This window comes from Streptococcus sp. S1 (genome assembly GCF_034137685.1).
Classification (GTDB): Bacteria; Bacillota; Bacilli; order Lactobacillales; family Streptococcaceae; genus Streptococcus; species Streptococcus dentalis.
The window spans coordinates 547,119-571,684 of record NZ_CP139418.1 but is presented as its reverse complement, the minus strand read 5'-3'; the positions used below and the strand labels follow the sequence as shown (position 1 = coordinate 571,684).

Here is a 24,566-nt window from a genome sequence, read left to right as displayed (position 1 = left end):
GGGCTAGCACAACCCTCTTCTCTAATTTATTTAAAATCGTGATTATTTACAATCACAATTATAGTTAAATACTCTAGGTTTAGCATTCATTTTGTCATCGAATTTGTTATTCACTTTAACCTTCATGATATCTTCTTTTCTAGTCCACATCTAAAATGTCATTATAAGATTTTGACAAAGCGAAAAGTGCTAAATTTTTACGAATTTTTTCCTTCACACTTTTACATAGATACTTTTCGACCTCATACTCACCCTCACTTAAATATTTATTTTTATCAAGATAAGCATGAAACTCTTTCCTAATCACATCATTGCTGTCGACTACTCTATTCAATTCATTCGTAAGAAAAAATGAATGATTGGTTTTAGTATTAAAATACAACGTACCATCATCAGTCCTATATTTTAATATATATCGTGACAAATTCATATTATCACCTCTTAATCTGTGTGACTTAACCTACAGTAAGCATACACCGATAGAAATATTAAATCAAGCAATATTCAGCAGATTAGAAAAGTTCCAACTTTTAATATTTTGGAAAAGGTTATCCTATAAAAGCTGCAATTTCGCCAACTTCTTGAGCAATATAGGTGGCGCCGGCTTCTTCCAATTCTTCCCTGCTTCCAAAGCCATAAAGGACACCGATAGAATCAAGCTTTTGCGCTTGAGCGCCAAGCACATCGTGCTCCCTGTCTCCAATCATGATGGTATGCGCCAAATCTGTAATCCCATTTTGCTCCAAGGCATACTGGATAACATCGCTTTTTTTACTACGTTTTCTATCCATGGTCGCACCAGCGACAAAGTCAAAATAATCATACAAACCAAAGTGTTTGAGAATTTGAATGGAAAATTCTTCAGGCTTTGACGTAGCTACAATCAACTGTTTGCCAGCCTGCTTGAGAGAAGCCAGCAAGTCAGGAACGCCTAGATAGACCTCATTTTCATAAAGGCCTTTTTCGGAAAAATACTCATGATAGTAGTCAATGGCCTTTAAACATTCTTCCTTAGAAAATCCATAAAAGCGCTCAAAAGACTCCTGCAAGGGCGGACCGATGAAAACTCTCAATGCTTTCTTGTCTGGCACTTGAATCCCATATTTTCCTAAGGCATAGGCCACCGAGTTGGTAATCCCTAGTTCTGAATTGGTCAAGGTGCCGTCTAGGTCAAATAAAATCGTTTGATACATTTTTTCCTCTTTCTGCTTTCAAAAAGAGGCTGGGACAAAAGTCCTAGCCTCTCAATTATTTTTGGATTGTCGAGCAAGACGCAGTGGTTGAGTGGGCTCTACTACGCTGATTTCATCAGCTTTTACAGCCATACTCAACTGTGCGGAGGTGGGACGACGAAATCGAATTCTAACGAATTACCGATTTCTGTCCCACTCTCTTTTTTAATTATTTACTTGACCAGACACTTTCAAGGATATTGGTTTGGTCACGATCTGGTCCGACTGAGAAGGTTGAAATGCGCACACCAACCAATTCGCCGATCCGGCGGACATAGTTGCGGGCATTTTCTGGAAGCTCATCCAAATGACGCACACCGGTAATGTCTTCTGACCAACCTGGTAATTCTTCATAGATTGGTTTGCAACGTTTGAGTTGCTCCAAGCTAGCTGGATAGTGATCAATGCGTTCTCCATCCAAGTCGTACGCCACACAGATTTTCACCGTATCCAATCCTGACAGAACGTCGATCGAGTTCAAGCTTAGATTAGTAATTCCTGAGACACGACGGCTATGGCGCATGACAACTGAGTCAAACCAGCCCACCCGACGCGGACGGCCAGTCGTTGTACCGTATTCATGCCCCACTTCACGGATGCGCTCGCCCACTTCATCAAACAGCTCTGTTGGGAATGGTCCATCACCGACACGGCTCGTATAGGCTTTGCAGACACCGACAACCTTATCGATCTTACTTGGGCCGACACCTGATCCGATGGTCACCCCACCTGCGACTGGGTTTGAAGAGGTTACAAATGGATAGGTTCCTTGGTCGATATCCAGCATAACCCCTTGAGCTCCTTCGAAGAGCACGCGCTTGCCGTTATCCAAAGCATCGTTCAAGATGACAGAAGTATCGGTTACATATTGCTTGATTTGTTGACCATATTCATAGTATTCTTCGAAGATATCGTCAAATGACAGAGCCTCTGCATCATAGAGTTTGGTAAATTGACGGTTCTTTTCTTCCAAGTTGATGCGAAGACGTTCCGCAAAGACGTCGCGGTCCAAAAGGTCCGCAATCCGGATTCCCACACGCGCAGCCTTGTCCATGTAGGCTGGGCCAATCCCTTTAATCGTCGTTCCGATTTTGTTGTCGCCTTTAGACTCTTCTTGGAGACGGTCCAATTCGATGTGGTAAGGAAGGATGACATGGGCACGGTCAGAGATGCGAAGGCTGTCCGTTGATACTCCTTCTTCATGGAGATAAGCCAACTCTTTGACCAATGATTTAGGGTTGACCACCACGCCGTTTCCGATAACAGAAATCTTTTCAGGGAAGAAGATACCTGAAGGAATCAAGTGCAACTTGAACTTTTTGCCATCGATCACGATGGTGTGACCGGCATTGTCTCCACCTTGGTAGCGAGCAATGACTTCTGCATTGGCTGATAGGAAGTCAGTAATCTTCCCTTTTCCTTCATCACCCCATTGGGTTCCTACTACAACTACTGATGTCATAATTCTTTTTCATATACCATAGATAGTTCCCTATCTATGCCTTTCTTCAAACTAAGGGCAGGAGTCTCACCTGCAAGTTTGTCTTACACTCTATTATAAGCAATTTTTGATGTTTTTTCAAGATCCACTCGGCTATCGTTTATTTTTCTTCTTCATTTTTCACCTAACTTCTCTAGGAAACTCGTCTTTTACTTGGAATTTGCTTCTTTCTAGAAATAATGTTCGGAATTTTCTTCACTTCAATTTCTTCTTCTGAAGCAACTGATTTTCGGAACTCTCCTTGTCCCCACTTTGCTTGATTTGTGCTAAAATAGTAGGTATGGACAAAATTATTAAAACTATCTCAGAAAGTGGCGCTTTTCGTGCCTATGTACTAGACAGTACAGAAACTGTACGAACAGCCCAAGAAAAACATCATACACAAGCTAGCTCCACGGTCGCACTTGGCCGTACCCTCATTGCCAGTCAAATCTTGGCAGCAAACGAGAAAGGAGATACTAAAATTACGGTCAAGGTCCTTGGGACTAGCTCACTCGGAGCCATCATCACCGTGGCAGATACCAAGGGAAATGTTAAAGGCTACGTGCAAAATCCTGGAGTGGATATCAAGAAGACCGCAACTGGTGAAGTCCTGGTGGGACCATTTGTCGGAAACGGAGAATTCTTGGTCATCACTGACTATGGTACGGGAAATCCTTATAACTCCATGACCCCTCTTGTGACCGGTGAAATCGGAGAAGACCTGGCCTTTTATCTGACGGAAAGCCAACAAACACCATCTGCAGTTGGACTCAATGTCCTTTTGGATGACGAAGACAAGGTCAAGGTGGCTGGTGGTTTCTTGCTCCAGGTCTTGCCAAATGCCAAGGAAGAAGAAATCGCGCGCTTTGAAAAACGCATCCAAGAAATGCCTGCCATCTCCACACTGTTGGAGTCCGAAGACCATATTGAAGCTCTTCTTGCCACTATCTATGGGGATGAACCTTTCAAACGCCTCTCTGAAGAAGAACTTCGCTTCCAGTGCGACTGCAGCCGTGAGCGTTTCTTGAACGCTTTAGCAAGTCTGCCAGCTAGTGATCTGAAAGAGATGAAAGATGAAGATCACGGTGCAGAGATTACCTGCCAATTCTGCCAAACACACTACCACTTTGACGAAAATGACTTGGAGGAACTCATTCGTGACAAATCTTAATACACCTTTTATGATTGGGAACGTCGAGATCCCAAACCGGACGGTCCTCGCACCTATGGCCGGAGTGACCAACTCAGCTTTCCGGACCATTGCCAAAGAACTGGGGGCAGGGCTCGTTGTGATGGAAATGGTCTCTGACAAGGGAATCCAGTACAACAATGAAAAGACGCTTCACATGCTCCATATCGATGAAGGAGAAAATCCTGTATCGATCCAACTCTTTGGAAGTGACGAAGATAGCCTGGCACGCGCAGCTGAATTTATCCAAGAAAATACCAAGACCGATATCGTCGATATCAACATGGGTTGCCCGGTGAATAAAATCGTCAAGAACGAGGCTGGCGCCATGTGGCTCAAGGACCCAGACAAGATCTACTCCATCATCAATAAGGTTCAATCCGTCCTTGATATCCCCCTCACTGTTAAAATGCGGACGGGTTGGTCGGACCCTTCTCTAGCAGTTGAAAATGCGCTCGCTGCTGAAGCCGCGGGTGTCTCTGCCCTCGCCATGCATGGACGAACTCGGGAGCAAATGTATACGGGTCATGCGGACCTTGAGACCCTTCACAAGGTTGCACAAGCTCTGACTAAGATTCCATTTATCGCAAACGGAGATATCCGTACGGTTCAAGATGCCAAACAACGGATCGAAGAAGTCGGTGCCGATGCGGTCATGATTGGTCGCGCTGCTATGGGCAATCCTTATCTCTTCAACCAAATCAATCACTACTTTGAAACAGGAGAAATCCTGCCTGATTTGACTTTTGAAGACAAGATGAAGATTGCTTACGAACATTTGAAACGCTTGATCGATCTCAAAGGTGAGCACATTGCCGTTCGTGAATTCCGAGGGCTCGCCCCTCACTACCTCCGTGGTACCTCAGGTGCAGCCAAACTCCGCGGCGCCATCTCCCAAGCTAGCACTCTGGCTGAGATTGAAGAACTCTTACAATTAAAAGCATAGAAATACAAAAAGCGAGGCTGGGACAAAAGTCCTAGCCTCTCAATTATTTTTGGATTGTCGAGCAAGACGCAGTGGTTGAGTGGGCTCTACTACGCTGATTTCATCAGCTTTTACAGCCCTACTCAACTGTGCGGAGGTGGGACGACGAAATCGAATTCTAACGAATTACCGATTTCTGTCCCACTCTCGTTTTTATAGATTATCTGTTTGCAGGCCGAGTTGTTTGACTCTGGCGGTGTAGTAGGTCATGATCAAAAAGAGGTTGGCTGTGATCAGCCAGATGGCCCATTGGTGAATGAAATGCATGAGGATGGCCACGCTAATCGCTCCCGCAACAAAGCTTCCAACAACAATCCCGTAATTCATGGCCTGACGCCGATACTCGTCCAAATCTCCCTTTCCTCGAGTGATTCGGTACAAGGCCGTCAGCATCTTGCGATAATTTCCGGAAGTCATAAAGATCACATAAGGGTGATTTTCGATGAGGCTTCCTGTAAAGGTCAACATCATCATCCCTGTCCCAAAAGCAATAAAGGGAACTTCTATAGGTGGTATGACAGACACCAAGGGAATCAGGAGTGTCACCACAAACAAAGGAATTAACATCTTGGTCCGCCAAAAGGCTGTCTTGCGATACTCTTTGATATGGAGGGCAACCAAAAAGCCGATCGAGAAAAATAGAATAGATGAAAAACGCATGATGGTATTTTCGACACGAGGATCGTGCCAATCAGCGATGAGAAGCAGGAGGTTTCCCGTTTGGGTCGCGACCAAACTCCGATAGTGCATGTGGCAAAAGACATCGAGGCCTCCTCCGATAAAACCAAGCAGAGCCCCCATCAATCGTGTATTTTGTGGTAAAATTATTTTTTCTTCCATAGTCTTGTCTCTTTTGATCTCAATTATGTTTATTATACCACTTTGCACACAAGTGGAGCAGGAAAAATCAGAAAAAGCCCTTCCGTTACTAAAAGTAAGGGAGGGCTGGTAGAATGAACCCCGCTCGATCTACTGTTTTAAGCGATAGGTCTTGCGTGGTTTTTTCTTAGGTACCCGCTTGACGCCCACTTCTTCTACGAATTCTCCGAATTTTACGAGGAAGTTATTGCTAACGATGGGACGTCCTGGATTGATCAAATTGACCAATTCGGTTGCTTCATAAACGGTGAAAGGCTCCTCTAACAGATAGAGGAAGGTTGGATTCCAGTCTAAACGCCCCTGAATCCGCTTGATCGATTCTTGAATGATTTGATAGTGGTCAAAGGCAAAATCAGAAGCAGCTAAGGGTTCTCCATCGAGCAAACACTGGGATTTTTTGAAATCGACATCGAGAAAAACGACTTCCTTGGCATCGTCCCCTGCACAGGCTAAATCTACTGCTTCTGCTGGCAGATAGACCAGATGGGCGATGGTAATGACCCAGCCTCTGGGGTCCCGCCCAGGGGTGGAAACGGTCATGAGCTGCTCCACCTTATTCACTGGCAGATCGAGCCCGACTTCTTCTTTAACTTCTCGGATGCAGGCATGGGTCGCATCTTCATCCTTGTTCACAAAGCCCCCCACCAAGGCGAGGCGGTGTTGATAAGGGTGGGCCTTGCGGCGAATAGCTAAGAGCTTGAGCTTTCCTTCAACAAAACAATAAGCCACCATGTCCGCTGTGACACTTGGAGTTTCATAAGTCGGCAGGTCTTGCTCCTTGTACCACTTGAGAAAGTCTACTTCACTAGCGACCGTCTCAAAATACTCTTTCTCCGTCATTCCTGCTGGAATTGAGAGACTTGCCATCTAAGCCACCTCCTTCTTGAGGGCTTTGGTCCATTGGTACCAGCCCACTAAACTATTGAGCGTGTAAACCCAGTACATCCCTTGAATGTGAAGACTCTGATCCCACCAGAGATAGATACTAAAGACGTTGGTCGCAATCCAGAAGATCCATTGCTCCCGGTAAAGGCGGGTCATTAGGAGCTGGCCGACCCCATTGGTCGCATCGGTGATACTATCGCGGAAAGGGCGAGCGCTATGGATGCTCTGATACGCAAAGCCCATACCAATCCAAATCACAGCACACAAGGCCAAGTAGCGCATCCACTCAATCAAGTTCAATTTCTTGGCTTCAAAGTGAGATTCTTCGACCTTACCTTGATCATTGATCCGATTAGAGAGCCAAACATAGAGACCGATCGGTTGCATGATGAAGAAATAAAGTGTTGTCAGAACTTCCCCGTAGAAGTTCTTATTGAGGGCTAAAACGAGGTAGATCGCTGAATTCACTGCTCCAAAGAGGTAGTTACTAGCACGCCCTTCGGCAACCAGGATGACGCAGACAATGCCTGTCCAAGAGGCAAACAGTCCCAGCCAATCATGCTGTCCTGTACGATTGGTCCATTCCAAGAGGAAGGTAACGCTGGAAAGAAGCAGGAGATAGATCCATTGAAAGGCCGTGCGTCCTACAAAAAGGTCCTTCCATAGGAGTTTCATAATATTGACAAAGCCTTGCTTTTTCGCTTCTTGGTGAACATTTTTAAAGTCTTGGCTAAAAGTTTCGAATTTTTCAGATAGGTTTTTCATAAGCTGCTCCTTAGTCGGCTTGGTAGATGGCATCGATCACCTTCTTGGCTTCTTCGTAGTTGCCGAGATAGTCTGATGCGAGGAAAGTGGTCGGAATGTTCCCTAGGTATTGCTGACGCAATTGGTCTAGGTAATTTGAAAAGCTGGTGCGGATCTCTTCGTCAGCCATAGTCATGTCTCGGAAACCATCATTGACATAAGAGCCGATCGGCTGGACAAAGAGGATCAAATCCCATTTTTCTTTGGACAGAATACTGACAAAGAGGTTGTCGAAGGTATCGGTCATGCCGGTATCCTGGCCTTCGACCTCCATGTAGTAGTCGTAATAACCCTTGGTTACCAGGGAATTGGTATCGGCGATGACAAGACCTCGATTGGCACTACTATCGATGAGCTTGGAGGTTTGATCATACTGTCCTAAGAGTAGGTAATAGTAATCTTTGGGCGTGAGCTCATCATCGCGAACATTGTTTTTTATCTGGTATTCACGGGCATACTCCAGACTAACAGGTGCATCGTAAAAGCGAGCCAAGTCCTTTGCAAGGGTCGTTTTCCCGTTGCTGGCGCTCCCCATGATCAAGACTTTTTTCGTGAACTGGCGACGGAAGGGCTGAGCGATGTATTTCCAGTATTTGCTTGGATTTTCCCGGATCATGGTAGCAGAGATTCCGAAGCGACGCTCTTCTAAGTGAACTTCAAACCCTCTAGCTTCCAACTCTTCCTTATAAGCTTTCTCCCCTACATAAAAGATCAACTCTTCTGTCTCTGTTTGATACTGGATGGTATCTAGGGCTGTTTGTAACCAAGGCTCCCAGCCCAAAGGATAACGAGGAAGTTCTGTCTCATCTAACTTATAGACTTGGGTCAATTCATCATTTGAGAAGGCTTCGCGGATATAACGGAAGCGTTTTTGTAAAGTCAGTCCCACTTCTTCACCACGGTCCCCTTCATAACCGGAAACGATGACACGAACGCGATCACACTGACGCTTGGCCCGCTGGATCAGGTCAATATGCCCTTGATGAAGAGGCGCAAAGGTTCCAAAAACCAGGGCAATTCTTTCTTTTTTCATACCGACTCCTTTTTATAATTTTTTATAAATAGATTTTCTTTATGTTTTTATTATAAACTATATTTTCTATCTGTCAATAGTTTTTTATAAAAAAATATATTTTTCTTCAAGTCAACAAAAAAAGATCTGAAAAGAGAAGCTTATCTTTTCAGATCCTTTCAGATCTTTCGAATTTTATTCACGAGTGAGGGAGTGGCTGACACCGTCTTTCAGAACTGTCACACTGGATACAGAACCATCTTTTCCAACTACGATATCCAAAGTCGCTGCAGAGCCATCTCCTGCCGAGAGATTAGCATGGTAATGGCCGTCATCCAAGGTATAGTTATACCCGCTGATGCCATAGGCTACTGGTTGACCCCCAGGCAGTTGGATAGTCACTTGACCACCTTTGCCAATCGTCACACCTGTGTCACGTTTATCAGACCAGTTCCCAGCTGCTGCAGAGAAATCCCCTGCTGCTACAGAATAGACTCCCTTGTATTGGGCATTCTCCGTAGCAGAGGCTTGTTGCTTAGCCTGGGCATGACCATCTTCTAGACTTGGCAATTTTGCTTTCGCTGGTGTTGCTGGAGCAGCTACTTCTTTTGTTGCCGATGCTCCTGGTGTCTCTGCTTTTGCTGGAGCAGGAGTTTGACTAGCTGCATCTCGGTTGGTCTTGCTACCAACGCTATGGTTTTCTTCTGATTTGCTATCAGAGGACGAAGAGGCAATCGGATCCTTACTAGTAATTACTTTTTTCTTAGAAGAGGAGCTGGTTTGTTTGACTTGACTGGTCTTTGAACTGCTTGCTTCTGAAGTTTTTTCTTCTTTATTCCCGCCACAAGCTCCTAGGAAAAGAGTAGCTGTCAGAGCCAGGGCTGCTAAGGAAATGATTTTTTTGTTTTTCATAACAGAACCTCTATTTGTAATATTTGTAATATTTTGTAACACTATTGTAACACTGCTGTGTGAGGCTGTCAATAGTTTCTCAAATAAAAAAGTGAAAGTTGTAAGAAGTTTTAGGTAAGTTCCTACACTTTAGCAGAAAATAAGTCGGACAAACTGTCCAGCTTTTCTTATTTATACACTTCTTGATAGAATTCGATCTTGTCTCCTTTTTTAACGGTGGTTTCAGTGGCACCTTTTGGAGCCATTTCACCATTGATCTTGTACATCCAGTAAAGGCCTTTGGATTCATCTTGGCTGTGACCGTCAATCGAGGTGATCAGGCCATTTTTTTCTTCAATCTTGTAGTTGGCTTTGAGCACTTTCATAAGGTTGCTCTCTTCTGCCACTTTCAAGGTTTTTGATTGCGCTTTCTGACCTTCTGGCGTCACACTAATCGTAATCGAAATTTCGTTTTTCTTGGCAACTTCTTTGCTAGAAGCAGTTGTTTGATTGTTTGTACTATGAGACGGAGCGCAACTCGCTAAAAGAAGAGCTGCAAGTAAGGTCATCAAGCTAGAAATGGTTTTTTTCAACATAAAATCTCCTAAAGATTTGATAGATAATGGGATAGAAAATGATCGTCGATAGAGCATGGGCAAGGTTAAAACTAAAACCATTGACCAAAGCATAGGTCCACCAAGGAATATGGTACATCAAGGCATAAACACTATCGATCAAGACCCCATAAGCAAAGGACAGTAGGCCCACAAAAAGGACCTGAAGGACAAAAGGCAACCACTTGTAACTGATGCGCCAAATGACCATCAAACAGCCAAAGGCGACAATCTGAAAGAACACAATCAGGCTCATCCCCAGGAAAAAGGCGGAGACAGACATGGTGATCATCATCACAAGAAAAGCAAAGCTATACCCTTCAAACATCACCAATAGAAAAAAGATGGCCGAAATAGGTTGGACATTTGGAAAAGGGGCAAAAGCCTGACGTAGAGCGACACAAAGGGCCGCCAAAAGCGAAATACGGGTTAATCGCTGAAGCGTCATGACGTCCTCCTAGACAATCTCAAACTTGATCGTTCCAGCTGTCGTTCCAACCTTGATCGTTTGCCCTTCTTGGGCTTGCCCTTTCAGCAATAGCTCTGCTAGTTGATCCTCCACTTCGGTCTGCAAGACACGACGGAGTGGGCGAGCTCCCATTTCTGGATCGTACCCTTTGGTTGCTAGCAACTTGAGCGCTGAAGGCTGGAATTTGAGGGTCATGCCTTGTTCAGCCAAGGTCGCGATGAGCGGTTTGACCATGACTTTCACCACCTGCTGCATGTCCTCGCTTGAGAGACTATGGAAGACCACCTTTTCATCAATCCGGTTGATAAACTCTGGACGATAGGTCTTCTTCAACTCTTCAAACATGCGTTTTTCCATATTGGCTTGGTCAAAGCGAATATCTTTGGCACCAAAGCCAACGGTCTTATCATCCCGAAGGGCTGTTGCTCCCAGGTTTGAGGTCATGATGATAATGGTATTGGAGAAGTCAATCTTCCGGCCTTTGCTATCGGTTAAGACTCCGTCATCCAAGACTTGCAAAAGGACATTGAAAATATCTGGGTGGGCTTTTTCCACCTCATCAAATAAGAGAACTGAATATGGTTTGTTGCGGACTTTCTCGGTCAACTCGCCTCCTTCTTCGTAGCCCACATAGCCTGGAGGAGCTCCGTTGAGGCGACTGGCCGCGAATTTTTCCATGTACTCACTCATATCAAAACGGATGAGGGCCGATTCATCATCAAACAGAACTTCCGCCAAAGCTTTGGCTAACTCTGTTTTTCCGACACCGGTAGGTCCTAGGAACATGAAAGAACCGATCGGACGTTTATTGCTACGGATACCTGATTGATTGCGTCGAATAGCCCGACTGATACTTGAAACGGCTTGGTCTTGACCAATCACGCGCTTGTGCAATTCTGCTTCTAAGTTTAGGTACTTCTTGGCATCGGTTTGGGTCAGTTTTTGAGTTGGAATACCAGATAATTGGCTCAAGGTCACCAAGACATCTTGGTCAGTGACTTCTTTTTTGTAGACAATGGGAGCGGCCTCTACTTCTAAGAGCTGGGTTGCTTTCTTCCACTTGCCATCCATCAAGGCCCGATCCAAGGCGGTCAACTCTTCTTTTACGTGACCATTGGAATCTCGGTTTTGTACAGTAGCTGCCGCTTCATCCAAGAGATCAATGGCTGAATCTGGCAATTGACGGCTGGTCAAATAGCGGTGGGCATATTTGACAGCTGTTTCGATCGCTTCATCGGTAATGGTCACATGATGGTGGTCCTGGTAGGTCTCTTTCAAGCCTTGGAGAATTTGGATGCTATCTGCAACACTTGGCTCTTCAATGGTGACTTTCGCAAAACGCCGAGAAAGGGCTGCATCTTTTTCGATATGCTTTTGGTACTCATCTTGTGTCGTTGCTCCAACTGTACGCAAGGTTCCTCGTGCCAGGGCTGGTTTTAGAATATTGGCTGCGTCTAAGGTCGAATCAATACCGGATCCTGACCCCATAATGGTATGCAGTTCATCGATAAAGAGAATCACGTGACCGTCTTCTTCGATGTCCTGGATGATATTGTTCATCCGTTCTTCAAAGTCCCCACGGAAGCGCGTCCCTGCAACGACATTCATGAGATCCAATTCAAGAACACGCATCTGTGCGATTTCAGCTGGAACATTGCCACTAGCGGCCCGCTGGGCCAGACCTAATGCAAGGGCGGTTTTTCCGACCCCTGCCTCTCCCACCAATACAGGATTGTTCTTCGTCTTGCGGCTGAGGATTTGGATCATGCGTGAAATCTCTGCATCCCGACCAATCACAGGCTCAAGCTGGCCTGCACGCGCCATTTCCGTCAAATCACGGGTATAATCTTCAAGACCTCCACTGGTGCTTGGGGGCATGCCCATCATATTTCCCATGGTTTGGCGGTTAGGATTTTGGGCCCGATAAAGGCTCCGAATGGCTTTGATATCATTCTTGTCCCAGCCTGCCTTGTCTTCTAAATTCTTGCGAAGAGAGGCAATAGGAACTCCCTTGTCTTGCTCTGTAAAGGCAAAGCCGGCAAACTCCATGACTTGGCTCGCTAAGGTCCCACGGTCTGCTAGAAGAGAGAGGAGCACATGCTCTGTTCCCAAGGTCTTGGCATGAAGAACCTGGGCAATCTCCCTTGCGTGCTTCATAATGGCTTCCATCCGATAAGAAAATGGGAAGATTTCATACCGATTGTCGCTTTGAAAAGCTTGGCCTGTAATATGCTCCGCTGCATCCTGAAACTCATCGATCTGCATAGGATAATCGTTCAGTACAGAACCTGCCACGCTATAGGGATTATTGGCCATAGCCGTCAAGAGATGCCAAGTATCTAAGGTGTTCCCCTGATAGTGCCCTGCTAGTATTTGGGCCGCTTCTATACTTTCTAACAGTGCTGTTGAATAGTTCATCTAGTCGGTATTTCCTTTTCTATCTACTTGTTGAATGATTTTTTTCAGCATCGTTGCTCGTAGGATGAGAGCATCTCGACCTAGGACCTCATCGGAGGTTGTCGCAAGCAAGAGCTGAGCCTCACGTTTTGTCAATAATTTTTCTTCATAGAGCATCTGGAGGATATCATTAAAGACCTGCTGGCTGATGGCCTCTCCAATATTGGCTGCCAAGCCTTGGAGCATCTGATGGTGATCTGAAAACTGGACCTTGCCAATGCGGATATAGCCACCCCCACCGCGCTTACTTTCTACAATATACCCTCGGCTTTCGGTAAAGCGGGTCTTAATGACATAGTTAATCTGACTGGGTACAACCTGAAAGACATCGGCTAACTCACTTCTTTTGAGCTCTGCCATGCCAGCTTGAGCCAGCAAGGCCTTGATATAAGCTTCAATGCTATCAGATGTGTTCTTATTTGCCATGATACTCCTTTCTGACTTGTTTTTTTCTAGATGGATGCTCTGCTCTTTGGTCCATAAAAAATGGCCTTGGAGTGTTCCTTCTCATCATTGACCTTATTTGACTATTATACAATTTTTACGGCTGTAAATAAAGCAAAGACTCTATGGAAATAGGAATCTCTTAAGGAAAGGAGAAAAATAAGGGAGTAGGAAAGAACTCCTAAAATTGAAAACGGTTGAAAAAGTTCCCAAAACCTTTTCAATTTTCCCACCCTACATAACTTCAACAGTCTGAGAGACTGTTGAAGATTGAGAATGAAGAAAATATTGTTTCCGCCACCATAGGTCGTCTTTGGAACTTGGAAGGTGTACATAAACTTAGGAAACTTGCTTCGCAAGCCCTATCTGCCACCTCATAAGCAGTACTTTGAGCACTCAATCATTGCGTCATACAGTTATTTCTATCAAACAGTGAAGGCTGGACAGTTTTTGTCCAGCCTTCACTATCATGCATTTTCGGTTCTTGGTCATCCACTGCTTTGCGATTTTTTGGCAGCTAGTCCTCGTTCATCACTTGGACTGTCAGATCTGGAATAAAACCGACCAGGCTTCCCTGATCTGGATGCAACAATTTGACCTTAAAGTCATAGACATCGTTCGCTTTTCCAACAAAATCAAGGGTTGGGACTTGGACTGTTTTTTCCGTTTCGCCATCTGCGAACTCAAGGGTGACGTTGGTATCTTTGTAGACCTTGCCATGAACCCCTGTTCCTGGTTCTGTGATCAATTTAAGACTAGCACTTCCTTTAGAGCCACCTTTTCTCTTGACGACGACTTGCGCTGGGTCGCCTTTTTTAACAGCTAGGGTTGGCTGAGCAAACTCAAAGAGACCCTTTTCTTGGTTATTGAGGGCATAAATCCCTTCCGTTGCGATCGCATCTCCCTTGCTATTGACCAAGGTCAAGGTGTGAGATCCTACTGCCAAGTCCGGTGTTTCATAGACCTTTTGGCTACGTTTGCGGGTTGGGCTTTGGGTATTGACCGTCGCTAGCTTTTGGCCATCGACATAGATATCCATTTCCCCATGACCAGGGTCGACAGTTGCGACCACATAGGCCTTGGTGCCCTCAAACTGATAGGTTACGGAAGCTCCCTTTTCCTTGGTCCACATAGAGGTGCCTCGAACGCCTTCTCCCTCTTCATTCCATTGGCCATTGGCCCGCTCAGCTGTCCGGTCAGAATAATAGGTCAAACCAAGCGGATAGCCATCGGTTTCTTCAATGCTAGCTGGCGTCTTATAGACAGAGACTCCGTTCAAGATTGGAGTAGCTTGGGCATCGGTGATGGACACCCGGATATAGCGACTATCAACCGGTTGCCCTTTGATCAAACGGCGGTATCCTACGGTTGAGCCAGCCCCATAAGGAACCCATTGGCCATTCACTGCCACATCAATGGTGAAAGCAGAAATCCGTTGGCCTTTCTCGATCGTTTCCTTGAGCTCTACTACATCAAAATGTTGCTCTTTTCCAAGGTCGAGCACGAAAGAGCCGGTCTTAGCATCATCGGCAGGTGCCCAACTGGTCTTTTCATCGCCATCTGTCAAATGGCTAGCTGCGTAATGCGAATTGCGCCGTGTCGAGTCAGCTTCTACCAAAGCGCCCGCCGCATAGTCCACGCTGTAGAGTTGATCCAAAGTCTGGCGGAATTCTTTCAAACGAGCCACATCGGCGTCCTCAAACTTCCCATCTTGATTGGGTGGAATATTGAGCAAGAGTGGCGTCCCACGACCGACAGATTTGAAGTAAATGTCCATCAATTCACGCAGGGACTTAGGCTCTTGATTGTCATGGTAGAACCAGCCAGAGCGAATGGAAACATCCGCTTCTCCAACTGAGTATTGTTTCCCTTCTGGATCTCCATGGTTGAGATAGCTATTGGATGGATTGTTGCGAATCTTATCCGGATTGACCTTATGCCAAACTGGATCTCCAGCAATTCCCTTTTCATTTCCTATCCAGCGAACATTGGTGGGCTCAGCTGAGAAGATAGCAATATCCCCTTGGGCTTTACGGATGGCGTCAAACCACTTATCGAAGGTATAGGTTACTTTTTGAGCCCCATCGCCACGCGCTCCATCCATCCAGACTTCAACAAATTTGCCTTTGTTTCCATATTTAGGATTTTCAAGGATTTCTTTGAGCTGGTTGAGATAGTATTCGTTGTATTGGTCCTCTGTATCCACATGGTAGAGCGGGCTGTGAGCATCCCAAGGGGAGAGGTAGACCCCCATATCCATGTCATACTTGCTAGCAGAAGCCGAAACTTCGGCTAGGATATCGCCTTTTCCTTCCTTCCAACCACTTTTGGCAATGGTATGGTCGGTGTATTTAGAAGGGTACAAGAGGAAACCATCGTGGTGCTTGACGACCATGATGGTCCGTTTGAAGCCAGCGTCTTTCAGGGTTTTGATCCACTGATCGGTATCCAGATGCTCTGGATAGAAATAATAAGGGTCTTCTTGCCCATCTCCCCACTCACGATCGTAGTAGGTGTTCATCCCAAAGTGGATGAAGGCTGCCAGTTCTCCGCGATGGTATTGCATTTGGGCCTTGCTAGGAAGCGGACCGTAATCCGCAATCTCAGACTCCTCATCTAGAGAAGCGACTGGTTGGGTTGCTTCTGTCCCTTGGCCAACTGTGCGATTTTCTTTCTCACTAGTAGCTGGTGAGGGCTGTTCTGATTCTTCTTGGTGCTCGTTCATAGTTTTCTCCTCCTTTCCTTGATGATCGACATCGCTCGTTTCAACCCGTTCTTCACGTGGTTCACTATTCTCAGCTTATTCCTCTGCGTAACTGGTAGTGACACCTAAAAAACAAGTCGCTACGACTACCGAGCAGACGCCTACTGAGAGTTTACGAATGCCAATCTTATCAAATAATCTTTTTCTCATATTCTATTCCTTTATGTCACCAGGTAAAGAGGGTGGGGCTTCCCCATCCTCCTTCTTTTACCTGTGAACTTTTCACCGTTTTTTGCTAGTTTCTCTAGCTGTTTTACTTGGCCTTATTGGCTCTTTTTTTCTGATCGTCCAGCACAGCACTGGCAAGGCCCGCCGCTAGGATTCCAGCAACGAGGCTTGCGACACTTTCTTCCGTTCCCGTATTTGGTAATCTACCTTCGGAAACTGGAGCAGCTGAAACTGCTGGTGTTTGAGCTGTTTTCTCGACTTCCTTCCCTACTGCATCCGTCCCTTCCTGGCGTACCGCTTTGACCTCAAGAGATGTTTGAGGAGTTGCGGTAGCTACTGGTCCTTCTGAGACATGAGGACGCTCTGGGTCCGGAAGCGGTTGTGGATCTGGTTGTGGCTCTGGCTGTGGCTCTGGTTGTGGAGTGTCTGGAAGTACTTCTTTTGTGCCCACCTCTGTGATTTCTGCCACTGGATCTAGCTCTACAAAGGCATCCAGTTCCTTCCGGCTTTCCACACCATTTTCTTGAGAGACTTCCACCAAGCGCAATTTGCGGCCTTTTTGACCTTCTTGAACCACACGTTTCTCACCTTTTGGAAGTTCCACATTTGGACGTTCTAAGCGTTCAAAGTCCATCTCTTCTGGCTCAATCACCAACTCTGGTTTGGTATGGACCAGATTCTTAACTCCTTCTTCAGGAATGGCCGAGCCTGTAGGTGCTTTTGCGGATAGAGAAAGTTGATATACTTTTTCAAGCTTGCCATCTTCTGAGACAACCTTGACAAGAACCGGAGCATTGGCACTTTTAGCATCGATGACCGTAACGGCTGTTCCATTCTTGCCTTGTGCTGAAACGATTGGACGGTCTCCCTCATACTCTAGATGCTAATCTGTCACATCCGGTTTAAAACCTTCTAGGTCTTTGCCATTCACTTGGATCGTGACATCAGTTGTTGCCTGGGCCTCTTCTGTTGGGGCATAGGCACTCAATTCAACGATTCCAATTCCTTTTAGATGTTCATCACGGACCATTCTTAAACGGATGGCTTTGGTTCTGGTTTCGTTGAAGCTGAGGTTAGAGATATAACCAGGTTCAAAGGCATAATCCAAACTATACGGGATTTCTTCCCAGTTAGAGGCCTGGTTAAATGGATGATCTGGAAGATTTTTCAGATTGCCATAATCATCTGGGACATCAAAGTCTGGACCAATGTAGCGTTCAAGAACCGTTTTCGTTGGCAGACCTGTTTCCTGATCTGCAAAAAAGTCGACCGCTACTTTATTGACCAAGCGCTCTGTTACTTGACCATTTTTCTTGAAGATGAGACCAGCAAACACTTCTGTTTGATCCGGCTCTCTCTTCCAGTTGGTCCAACGGTAGTACTCGTTGTAGCCACCATCATTGATGTAATCGATATAGTCGATTTGATTTGGATCGAGATCGTTTGTTTCACTAGCAAATGCTCTGGTATCCTCTGCATTGTAGTCACGGTTCACAGATAGGATTTCTCCTGTCTTTTCGGACACACGGAGGGTCAGCTGAGCTGTCAAATCATAGCCGAGGACCTTTCCTTCTAACGTGAAGCTGCCTTCATGAGAAAGTGCATCAGCTGGGATAGCCTGCCAGTCCACCGTAAGTTCCTTGCGTTCGTAACCTGTGTCCCCTTTGAAGTAGACACCTATGGTAGATGGTAGAACCAGATCTTGACCGACTTTCACAAAGCGGCTACCTGCTTCCACTGCTACTGGAGCAGCTTGTTTCAGTTTTTCTGCATCGCTTGTGAGATGGAGGCGGTATTCTTGTAAGATGGTGCCGTCTTCCGCTTTATGGATGACACGGATTGGCTCCCCTTCATGGACGCTTGGGACAACCGTTGCAAGGCCGTGATGGCTGGCTGTCGCTTCCACTTGTGGATAAGCCCGATCACGCGCATCGATGTAGTAATCGGTCACACTTGGGTTGACACCTGGCAATACATCGCCATTGACGCGAATGGTCACCTGGCTCTTTTCTTCTGCCGCAACCTTATTGGCAAAGATCTGAATCTCTGAAATAGAGCTTCCACGTTTGCCTTCTGGCGTCTTCATACGGATACGAACAGCATAGGTGTAGACTTTATCAAAACTGAAATGATTCATCTTACCAGCTGCTACCGGTTCTTCAACGGTTAGGTTGCTGACTTCTTTCCAGTTAGCTGGATTGTTAAATGGATGGTCTGTTTCGTCTTTAACACGATTTGGATTGTTTGGAACCGTTGGGATTTGTTCCCCTGTATAGTACTCAATCACATACTCACTTGGAGCGCCAACGCCGTGGTCTTCATGGAAACCAACATGGAGGTTGTCCACTGCTCGCTTAGTCAAGATACCAGAATCCCCAAACAAGATACCGACAGAATCTTCCGCATTATCACGGCCCCAGTTGGTCCAACGGTTAGCTGGAGCATCGGTAAAGGAGATGACCTTATCATTGACCTTAGCAACTGGATCCGCATCGTTAGAGTCACTTGCAAAGGCGAGTGGCAAGACTGATCCTGTCCATTGCTCTGCTACATTGGCTCCCTTGACTGTGGTGCTAGAAACACGAATATGAAGACGGGTTGGAAGGTTGGTTCCTTCTACACGACCGGCTAGGACAACTTCTCCTTCTTGGGCCAAGAGTTGCGGATCGACCGCATCCCAGGCCACCTTGGCAGCATAGGTCTTGCCATTGGAGTGATAAGTCCGCACGCTTTCTGGAAGGGCTGGTTTTTCACCAACTGGCGTTGTCGTGCTGACTTCTTCTACAGCGATAATGCCTTCAACCGTTACTTGAGCTTGGGCTTCTTTTTCCACACCCTCTACATGACCTGTGACTGTAAAGCTATGATAATCCTTGACTTGATCTGCGGTTACGGCATCCCAGGTCACACGTTTTTCTTTCGGGAATCCCTTATCATACTCGACCAAGACGGTCTCTGGAAGAGCTGGCAAAACGTTTCGATCGGTGCTGATCCGTACAGGACGCACCTTGACAACTGTCTTTTCTTCTGGATTTGGCGTGATGGTAAAGGTTAATTCCCCTGTTTGTCCTTGGAAGCTAGCTTGTAAATGAATCAATCCTGCTTCCCGTAGTTCCAAACCTTTCTTGCTTGCGACCGCTTTTCCTTGACTACCAGCTCTTGTCTTCACATCGATTTGATCTGCTTTGAAACTTGCCTGGCTACCATCTTGGTAATGGGCAATGACTTCAAGTGGTACCGTTTGGTCTTCCTTGAGTTCCTGTCCTTCTGGCAGACGCAATTCTAGGCGCTGGATCTGTGGACTTTCTTCTTGGAATTGGACCACATAGGTCTGGACAGCTCCCGTATCCTGAGCAGCCACAAAGATTTGAGCCTTCAAACCATTTTCGCGGCTAGCTTGTAGGACCGTCACTTGGGCATTTTCTGCACTTGCTGTGACTTGACCAGGCTCTTGCCCATAAGCCAGCGGACGGAAAATAGTATGATTGCCACTACCAAATTTTGGAAGGGCTACCCCATCTAGCTGCACAGTTGGTTTCTTAGCCTTGCTGACTGTTCCACCTGCAACCACTAGCGTCGCTTGGACGGCTTCCCCATTGCCTAGGAGACCTGTCGCCTTCAAGCGAGCACCTGGTGTGGACAACTGATCTTCTTGACCAGCTTCCAAGGTCCATTGATCAACTTCATAGCTAACTGTTCGGCCATCTGTGAAGACCAATTGCACAGTCTTATCCACTGTCGCTAGATCTGCTCCCTGTGGGATTTGTTTGATAACTGGAAGGACTTGCTCCACACCGATCACATCGACCAGAGCTTCGACCGTCCGTCCTTGAACATGACCTGTCACCCGGACTTGGCCAGCACGACTATAGTCTGCTGCATCCCATTCAACGGCTTCTTCTTGGGCCTTGCCATCACTATAAACAACAGATACGTGACTTGGAAGTTCAGGATTTTGTCCCAAGTACACTTGAGTTCGAACCGGTTCGACTCCCAAGACAGAGCGTTCTTCCTGGTCCTTCTTACCAGTAAAGAGGCTGACTTGGTCTGACTGCAAGCGGTCTGAGTCTGCATACAGGGTAAAGGCACCTGCTTGCTCCGTTGATTTGACAATGACAACCCCTTTGCCGTTAAAGGCCCGACGTTGCCATGAGCCATCTTCCTGCGCTTTGTAGCGTTCCCGGCTGGCTTGTTCCCCATTATCGACACCGACAATTTGACCTTGTCCATGCAGATGGAAATGCACCAAGTTATTGGCAGTTGGGACCACACGACCTTCTTCATCGACGATTTCATAGGTAATATAGGTCAAATCCTTGCCGTCTGCTGCAATGGCGTGTTCTTCTTTCAACAGACGAACACCGGCTGGCTTCCCAGCTGTTTTAATCTGATCGCGGGCAATCACTTCTCCTGCTTCGTTGCGGGCAATAGCTTCCACCTTGCCTGGTACATAAGGGACTAACCACTCTAGATAGAGTTCATCCGGATTTGCCCCTTCTTGGTAGGTCCGGCCATCTGCTGTGGTCTTCTTAGTAAAGGTCTTGACTCCTTGTGATTTCCCATTGACAATCAATTCCACACTGCGGGCATTGGAGAAGGCACGAACAGGGATCCGTCCTTCTTCATCCATGACACGATTGGCTAATTCTGGATTGTCCCAGTTCCAATGTGGTAAGAGATGCACCATTGGATGTTTCTCAGCCGATACCCATTGACTTTGGTAAAGGTAAAAATCATTCTTTAGAAGGCCGGCAGTATCTACAATACCGAAATAAGAACTTTTCACAGGTGTATCATTTTGGTTGTGCCATGGGGTTGGCTCACCGATATAGTCCGTACCGGTCCAGATAAATTGTCCTGCATAGCCGGCATGATCACGGTCAAAGGTCCAAGAGGCGGTTGCTGTCCGACCCCAACCAACCCGGTCATTGCCGTAGTCTGATTGTTCATAATGGCGGTCTTCTTGGTTGCTGCCGACCCATTCTCTTTCAGGATGATAGTATGAGCCCCGTGTCCGCGTTGCAGAAGAGGTTTCTGATCCATAAATGAGCCAGTTTGGATGTTTGGCCCGTAAGCTTTCATAGTTGGCTTCTGAATAGTTAAATCCAACCGCATCGAGCTCTGCTGCTACCTTTTCATGGCCTCCTGATCCATCACCAAAGCGGAATTTATCAGCTCCCATAGTGACATAGCGGGTTGCATCCACGTCTTTGATGGTCTTGACCAACCGACGAACAGTTGCGACAGATTTGTCTGATCCATCTGCTTCACCGACTTCGTTACCGATTGACCACATGACAATAGCTGGATTGTTCTTGCCCCGCTCTACCATGGTCCGTAGATCGTAATCTGACCAAGTATCCCCCTTACGAGCTTCTGGGTGAGTGGCATCTTTTTCAAAGAAACGACCGTAATCGTATTGTTTCTTGCCACCATACCAGGTATCAAAAGCTTCTTCTTGGACCATCAAGCCCAACTCAGCTGCAATTTTTAAGGTTTGTTCACTGGCTGGGTTGTGGGTCGTCCGGATCGCATTGACTCCCATGTCCTTCATCTGTTTGAGACGACGGTATTCAGCCTTGTAATTTTCCTCAGCTCCAAGAGCCCCGTGGTCATGGTGAAGGGATACCCCGTGGAATTTCGTCGCCACCCCATTCAGGAAGAAGCCACCTTCTGGCGTCCAGTTGAGATAGCGATAACCAAAGCGTTCCTTTTGCACATCGACCAACTGCGAATCCCGATAAACACGCGTATACAAGGTATAGAGAGCTGGATGATCCGTTTTCACATCCCAGAGGGTTGGTTTTTCAACATGGAGGGTTTGAGATAGGTTGATTTCTTGACCTGCTAGAACAGCTTGTGCTTCACTGCGTGTTTTTTCGCTCACCACTTGGCCATTTTGATCGACAATTTCATATTCCACATAAATACTATGGACTTGATCATCCTGGTTGACAATGCGACTCTTCACCACTGTATCCACTGCCCCATCTTGCTGTTTCTCCAACTGAGGGGTCGTAATCGTAGTCCCATACTGCGCTAAATGAACCTTGTCCATCACACTCAGCTTAACATCCCGGTAAATCCCGCTACCAGAATACCAACGGCTACTTGGTTGTTGATTGACCACATGAACGGCGATGGTATTCTCGCTTCCATCCGCATTCAAATAAGGAGTAATATCATAAGAAAAGGCATTGTAGCCATTTGGATAATGACCGACGAATTGTCCGTTTACATAGACTTTGGAATCCATGTAAACCCCGCCAAATTCCAAGCGGACCTTCTTATCTAGATCTTTATCGTCCAAACGGAAGGTCTTTCGATACCAAGCATCCCCTCCGTTTAATTGCCCCCCTTCATTTTGAGCAGGAGAGTTGTGATCGAAATCAAAGAAAATAGACCAGTCATGAGGAAGATCTAATTTTTTCCAATCCTTGACATCCACTTGACGCCCTTCTGCACCAGGAGCCGCATTTAATTTAAAATACCAATCTTTATTAAAATCACGTTCTCGATCTTGCACAATATCCTCCGCTACACGATTTTGATCTGGAGCAGCTGTTGCTTCCGTTCCTGTACCACGCTCAGATGAAACTGAAACGGGCTGGCCTTCGTCTTGAGGCGCTGGCTTTTCCTCAGCTCTGGTAGGGGTGATGACAGCTGGAGCTTCTGAAACCCTTGCAACAGCTTCAGGAACTTTCGTTTCTGAGTTTCCCGTCACAACACCTGGTGCCTCCATTGAAGTCGGCTCACTTTCGAGGGCTGGCTTTTCTTCCGCATGGACCCTTGAAAGACCCAAGGCAGAAATCCCAATCACAACAGAACAAGCTCCAACTGAGAGCTTACGAATACTAAAAACAGGACGCTTTTCAAAAAAAGACTTTCCCATAAAAACCTCCTCTTAGGATTAACCATTCAATTTGTAAGCGCTTTCTTATACCTGCGAACGCTTACAGAAAATCACATATTAACTATACCAAAAAAATAGGAGCGATAGGCCTCGATTTCGCTCCAACTATAGTTAGATTAAGAACTCCTTTAATTAGTGGAAATCTCCTACGAAGCAAAAAAATAGAAGCCAACGGCTTCTATTTTTTTTATGATCTTATAATCCTGGTTCTTGACCAAGTTCAGCAGCCACCATCCAAATGTTCTTTTCAAGTTCTGCTTTAGCCCCAACAAAGATATCGTTGGTTACATCGTCGCCTTCAGCGTCAGTAACATCCAAAGCTTTTTGGTAAAGGCCGTCAAGGTAATGGAAGATTTCAAGAACACGAGTCAAGCTTTCTTCTACATTTTTTGTAAATGTTCCACGGCGTTCCTCAATATTGCTGTGTTCCAAAAATTCAGTCATGCTAGAATATGGCGCACCACCAAGAGTGATCAAGCGTTCGCTCACTTCATCCAAGGTTGCATCCAAACTGTCCATGTATTCGTCCATTTTTGGATGCCAGACCATAAAGCCACGTCCACGCATGTACCAGTGTACTTGGTGAAGAGCAATGTGAGCCACGTAGAGATCTGCTACCACTTGGTTCAAGAGGGCTTTTGTTTCTGGAAGAGTTTCTTTATTAGAAGGCGCAAAAGTTGCTACATCAGTAGCTGCTTCATGTTTCATAGTTGTCATGTTATTTCTCCTTTTTATAATGATTCTAATTAACTATGTCTTTATTATATGCTTCCTCCATCAGAAAGTCAAGATAAAAGATTTAAAAAGATCATTCCAAAGCTGGAATTGTTGCCAATTAGAAGAAGATACGATAGAATAAAGAAGACTAATCGAAAGGCATTACCAATGAAATATATATTTACCTTCCTGATCTCTATGGTTCCTCTCGTTGAGTTGCGTGGAGCCATCCCTTTTGCCATTGCAAATGGCATTCCCTTATGGACAGCACTCCTGATCGGAGTGATCGGAAATCTTCTCCCCGTCCCTCTGATCTTCTTTTTCGCCCGCCATATTCTCACCTGGGGCGCAAAAAAACCAGTCATCGGAGGTTTTTTTAGCTGGTGTCTAAATAAGGGGCATAGAGGCGGACAAAAATTAGAGAAAGCTGCGGGAGATAAAGGTATTTTCTGGGCCTTGTTGCTTTTCGTTGGAATTCCTCTTCCCGGAACTGGAGCCTGGACTGGTGCCCTTGCTGCTTCCATCCTTGACTGGGACTTCAAACGCAGTAGTCTTGCTGTCATGCTAGGGGTAATCCTAGCCGGCCTCATCATGGGAACCCTTTCCCTACTTTTAGGAATCGATACCTTCGCACATTAAGCAAAAGACTGAAGCAACGGC

Annotated in this window: 20 protein-coding genes; 3 read left to right on the top strand and 17 right to left on the bottom strand. The window is 46.0% G+C overall.

Annotation, left to right across the window (positions count from 1 at the left end; translation table 11 throughout):
• Positions 1 to 139: 139 nt before the first annotated feature.
• The 3 genes from SM121_RS02880 to SM121_RS02870 form a co-directional block, all read right to left on the bottom strand.
• Positions 140 to 430, bottom strand: coding sequence for a hypothetical protein (locus SM121_RS02880; RefSeq protein ID WP_320911110.1), 291 nt, complete (start codon positions 428 to 430; stop codon positions 140 to 142).
• Positions 431 to 548: 118 nt separating this feature from the next.
• Positions 549 to 1,193 carry an HAD family hydrolase gene (locus SM121_RS02875; protein WP_003002091.1) on the bottom strand — a complete coding sequence of 215 codons (645 nt, stop codon included), beginning with the start codon at positions 1,191 to 1,193 and terminating at the stop codon, positions 549 to 551.
• A gap of 208 nt (positions 1,194 to 1,401) precedes the next feature.
• The gene (locus SM121_RS02870; protein ID WP_023919809.1) at positions 1,402 to 2,694 is read right to left on the bottom strand and encodes an adenylosuccinate synthase; all 1,293 of its coding nucleotides are present in this window, start codon (positions 2,692 to 2,694) and stop codon (positions 1,402 to 1,404) included.
• Between the two features lie 319 nt (positions 2,695 to 3,013).
• Here SM121_RS02870 and hslO point away from each other — a divergent pair, with 319 nt between their 5' ends.
• Together hslO and dusB are read left to right on the top strand one after the other, a co-directional pair.
• Positions 3,014 to 3,886 carry an Hsp33 family molecular chaperone HslO gene (gene hslO / locus SM121_RS02865; protein WP_320911109.1) on the top strand — a complete coding sequence of 291 codons (873 nt, stop codon included), beginning with the start codon at positions 3,014 to 3,016 and terminating at the stop codon, positions 3,884 to 3,886.
• The gene (gene dusB / locus SM121_RS02860) at positions 3,873 to 4,850 is read left to right on the top strand and encodes a tRNA dihydrouridine synthase DusB (protein ID WP_049471951.1); all 978 of its coding nucleotides are present in this window, start codon (positions 3,873 to 3,875) and stop codon (positions 4,848 to 4,850) included. The genes hslO and dusB overlap by 14 nt, the downstream gene beginning before the upstream one ends.
• 192 nt (positions 4,851 to 5,042) lie before the next feature.
• Here dusB and SM121_RS02855 read toward each other — a convergent pair whose 3' ends face one another.
• The 14 genes from SM121_RS02855 to SM121_RS02800 form a co-directional block, all read right to left on the bottom strand.
• The gene (locus SM121_RS02855; protein WP_320911108.1) at positions 5,043 to 5,729 is read right to left on the bottom strand and encodes a YoaK family protein; all 687 of its coding nucleotides are present in this window, start codon (positions 5,727 to 5,729) and stop codon (positions 5,043 to 5,045) included.
• A gap of 129 nt (positions 5,730 to 5,858) precedes the next feature.
• On the bottom strand, positions 5,859 to 6,635 hold the full coding sequence (locus SM121_RS02850; RefSeq protein ID WP_320911107.1) for an NUDIX domain-containing protein: 777 nt from the start codon (positions 6,633 to 6,635) through the stop codon (positions 5,859 to 5,861).
• Positions 6,636 to 7,418, bottom strand: coding sequence for a nicotinamide riboside transporter PnuC (pnuC, locus tag SM121_RS02845; RefSeq protein WP_320911106.1), 783 nt, complete (start codon positions 7,416 to 7,418; stop codon positions 6,636 to 6,638).
• A gap of 10 nt (positions 7,419 to 7,428) precedes the next feature.
• Positions 7,429 to 8,490, bottom strand: a complete 1,062-nt coding sequence (locus tag SM121_RS02840) for an AAA family ATPase (protein ID WP_003012910.1) — start codon at positions 8,488 to 8,490, stop codon at positions 7,429 to 7,431.
• Positions 8,491 to 8,664: 174 nt separating this feature from the next.
• Entirely contained in the window at positions 8,665 to 9,381 is a 717-nt protein-coding gene (locus SM121_RS02835; protein WP_320911105.1) for a hypothetical protein, read from the bottom strand.
• Between the two features lie 167 nt (positions 9,382 to 9,548).
• The gene (locus SM121_RS02830; RefSeq protein ID WP_155172713.1) at positions 9,549 to 9,956 is read right to left on the bottom strand and encodes a DUF4430 domain-containing protein; all 408 of its coding nucleotides are present in this window, start codon (positions 9,954 to 9,956) and stop codon (positions 9,549 to 9,551) included.
• Positions 9,934 to 10,422 (bottom strand): ECF transporter S component, encoded by a 489-nt coding sequence (locus tag SM121_RS02825; RefSeq protein WP_155172714.1) that lies wholly within the window; start codon positions 10,420 to 10,422, stop codon positions 9,934 to 9,936. Before SM121_RS02825 ends, SM121_RS02830 begins: the two co-directional genes overlap by 23 nt.
• A 9-nt stretch (positions 10,423 to 10,431) precedes the next feature.
• Entirely contained in the window at positions 10,432 to 12,861 is a 2,430-nt protein-coding gene (locus tag SM121_RS02820; protein ID WP_320911104.1) for an ATP-dependent Clp protease ATP-binding subunit, read from the bottom strand.
• Positions 12,862 to 13,326 (bottom strand): CtsR family transcriptional regulator, encoded by a 465-nt coding sequence (locus tag SM121_RS02815; RefSeq protein ID WP_320911103.1) that lies wholly within the window; start codon positions 13,324 to 13,326, stop codon positions 12,862 to 12,864.
• A 535-nt stretch (positions 13,327 to 13,861) separates the two neighbouring features.
• On the bottom strand, positions 13,862 to 16,069 hold the full coding sequence (locus tag SM121_RS02810) for an alpha-L-fucosidase (protein WP_455431239.1): 2,208 nt from the start codon (positions 16,067 to 16,069) through the stop codon (positions 13,862 to 13,864).
• A 75-nt stretch (positions 16,070 to 16,144) separates the two neighbouring features.
• Positions 16,145 to 16,258 (bottom strand): YSIRK-type signal peptide-containing protein, encoded by a 114-nt coding sequence (locus SM121_RS09755; protein WP_455431238.1) that lies wholly within the window; start codon positions 16,256 to 16,258, stop codon positions 16,145 to 16,147.
• A gap of 103 nt (positions 16,259 to 16,361) precedes the next feature.
• The gene (locus tag SM121_RS09720; protein WP_407073055.1) at positions 16,362 to 16,910 is read right to left on the bottom strand and encodes an LPXTG cell wall anchor domain-containing protein; all 549 of its coding nucleotides are present in this window, start codon (positions 16,908 to 16,910) and stop codon (positions 16,362 to 16,364) included.
• Positions 16,911 to 17,159: 249 nt separating this feature from the next.
• Complete coding sequence (locus SM121_RS02805; protein WP_407073054.1) at positions 17,160 to 23,168, bottom strand: Ig-like domain-containing protein; 6,009 nt, start codon at positions 23,166 to 23,168, stop codon at positions 17,160 to 17,162.
• Between the two features lie 216 nt (positions 23,169 to 23,384).
• Positions 23,385 to 23,906 (bottom strand): Dps family protein, encoded by a 522-nt coding sequence (locus SM121_RS02800; protein ID WP_003001978.1) that lies wholly within the window; start codon positions 23,904 to 23,906, stop codon positions 23,385 to 23,387.
• A gap of 168 nt (positions 23,907 to 24,074) precedes the next feature.
• Here SM121_RS02800 and SM121_RS02795 point away from each other — a divergent pair, with 168 nt between their 5' ends.
• Positions 24,075 to 24,545, top strand: a complete 471-nt coding sequence (locus SM121_RS02795; protein WP_003012690.1) for a COG2426 family protein — start codon at positions 24,075 to 24,077, stop codon at positions 24,543 to 24,545.
• Positions 24,546 to 24,566 lie beyond the last annotated feature (21 nt).

What these genes read in the sequence shown, in the direction of transcription:
- SM121_RS02850 (WP_320911107.1), bottom strand. Translation starts at nt 6,635, where the DNA reads ATGGCAAGTCTCTCAATTCCAGCAGGAATGACGGAGAAAGAGTATTTT.
- SM121_RS02810 (WP_455431239.1), bottom strand. Translation starts at nt 16,069, where the DNA reads ATGAACGAGCACCAAGAAGAATCAGAACAGCCCTCACCAGCTACTAGT.
- SM121_RS02880 (WP_320911110.1), bottom strand. Translation starts at nt 430, where the DNA reads ATGAATTTGTCACGATATATATTAAAATATAGGACTGATGATGGTACG.
- SM121_RS02835 (WP_320911105.1), bottom strand. Translation starts at nt 9,381, where the DNA reads ATGAAAAACAAAAAAATCATTTCCTTAGCAGCCCTGGCTCTGACAGCT.
- SM121_RS02805 (WP_407073054.1), bottom strand. Translation starts at nt 23,168, where the DNA reads ATGGGAAAGTCTTTTTTTGAAAAGCGTCCTGTTTTTAGTATTCGTAAG.
- SM121_RS02875 (WP_003002091.1), bottom strand. Translation starts at nt 1,193, where the DNA reads ATGTATCAAACGATTTTATTTGACCTAGACGGCACCTTGACCAATTCA.
- hslO (WP_320911109.1), top strand. Translation starts at nt 3,014, where the DNA reads ATGGACAAAATTATTAAAACTATCTCAGAAAGTGGCGCTTTTCGTGCC.
- SM121_RS02820 (WP_320911104.1), bottom strand. Translation starts at nt 12,861, where the DNA reads ATGAACTATTCAACAGCACTGTTAGAAAGTATAGAAGCGGCCCAAATA.
- pnuC (WP_320911106.1), bottom strand. Translation starts at nt 7,418, where the DNA reads ATGAAAAACCTATCTGAAAAATTCGAAACTTTTAGCCAAGACTTTAAA.
- SM121_RS09720 (WP_407073055.1), bottom strand. Translation starts at nt 16,910, where the DNA reads ATGGACTTTGAACGCTTAGAACGTCCAAATGTGGAACTTCCAAAAGGT.
- SM121_RS02795 (WP_003012690.1), top strand. Translation starts at nt 24,075, where the DNA reads ATGAAATATATATTTACCTTCCTGATCTCTATGGTTCCTCTCGTTGAG.
- SM121_RS02840 (WP_003012910.1), bottom strand. Translation starts at nt 8,490, where the DNA reads ATGAAAAAAGAAAGAATTGCCCTGGTTTTTGGAACCTTTGCGCCTCTT.
- SM121_RS09755 (WP_455431238.1), bottom strand. Translation starts at nt 16,258, where the DNA reads ATGAGAAAAAGATTATTTGATAAGATTGGCATTCGTAAACTCTCAGTA.
- SM121_RS02825 (WP_155172714.1), bottom strand. Translation starts at nt 10,422, where the DNA reads ATGACGCTTCAGCGATTAACCCGTATTTCGCTTTTGGCGGCCCTTTGT.
- SM121_RS02800 (WP_003001978.1), bottom strand. Translation starts at nt 23,906, where the DNA reads ATGACAACTATGAAACATGAAGCAGCTACTGATGTAGCAACTTTTGCG.
- SM121_RS02870 (WP_023919809.1), bottom strand. Translation starts at nt 2,694, where the DNA reads ATGACATCAGTAGTTGTAGTAGGAACCCAATGGGGTGATGAAGGAAAA.
- SM121_RS02830 (WP_155172713.1), bottom strand. Translation starts at nt 9,956, where the DNA reads ATGTTGAAAAAAACCATTTCTAGCTTGATGACCTTACTTGCAGCTCTT.
- SM121_RS02855 (WP_320911108.1), bottom strand. Translation starts at nt 5,729, where the DNA reads ATGGAAGAAAAAATAATTTTACCACAAAATACACGATTGATGGGGGCT.
- SM121_RS02815 (WP_320911103.1), bottom strand. Translation starts at nt 13,326, where the DNA reads ATGGCAAATAAGAACACATCTGATAGCATTGAAGCTTATATCAAGGCC.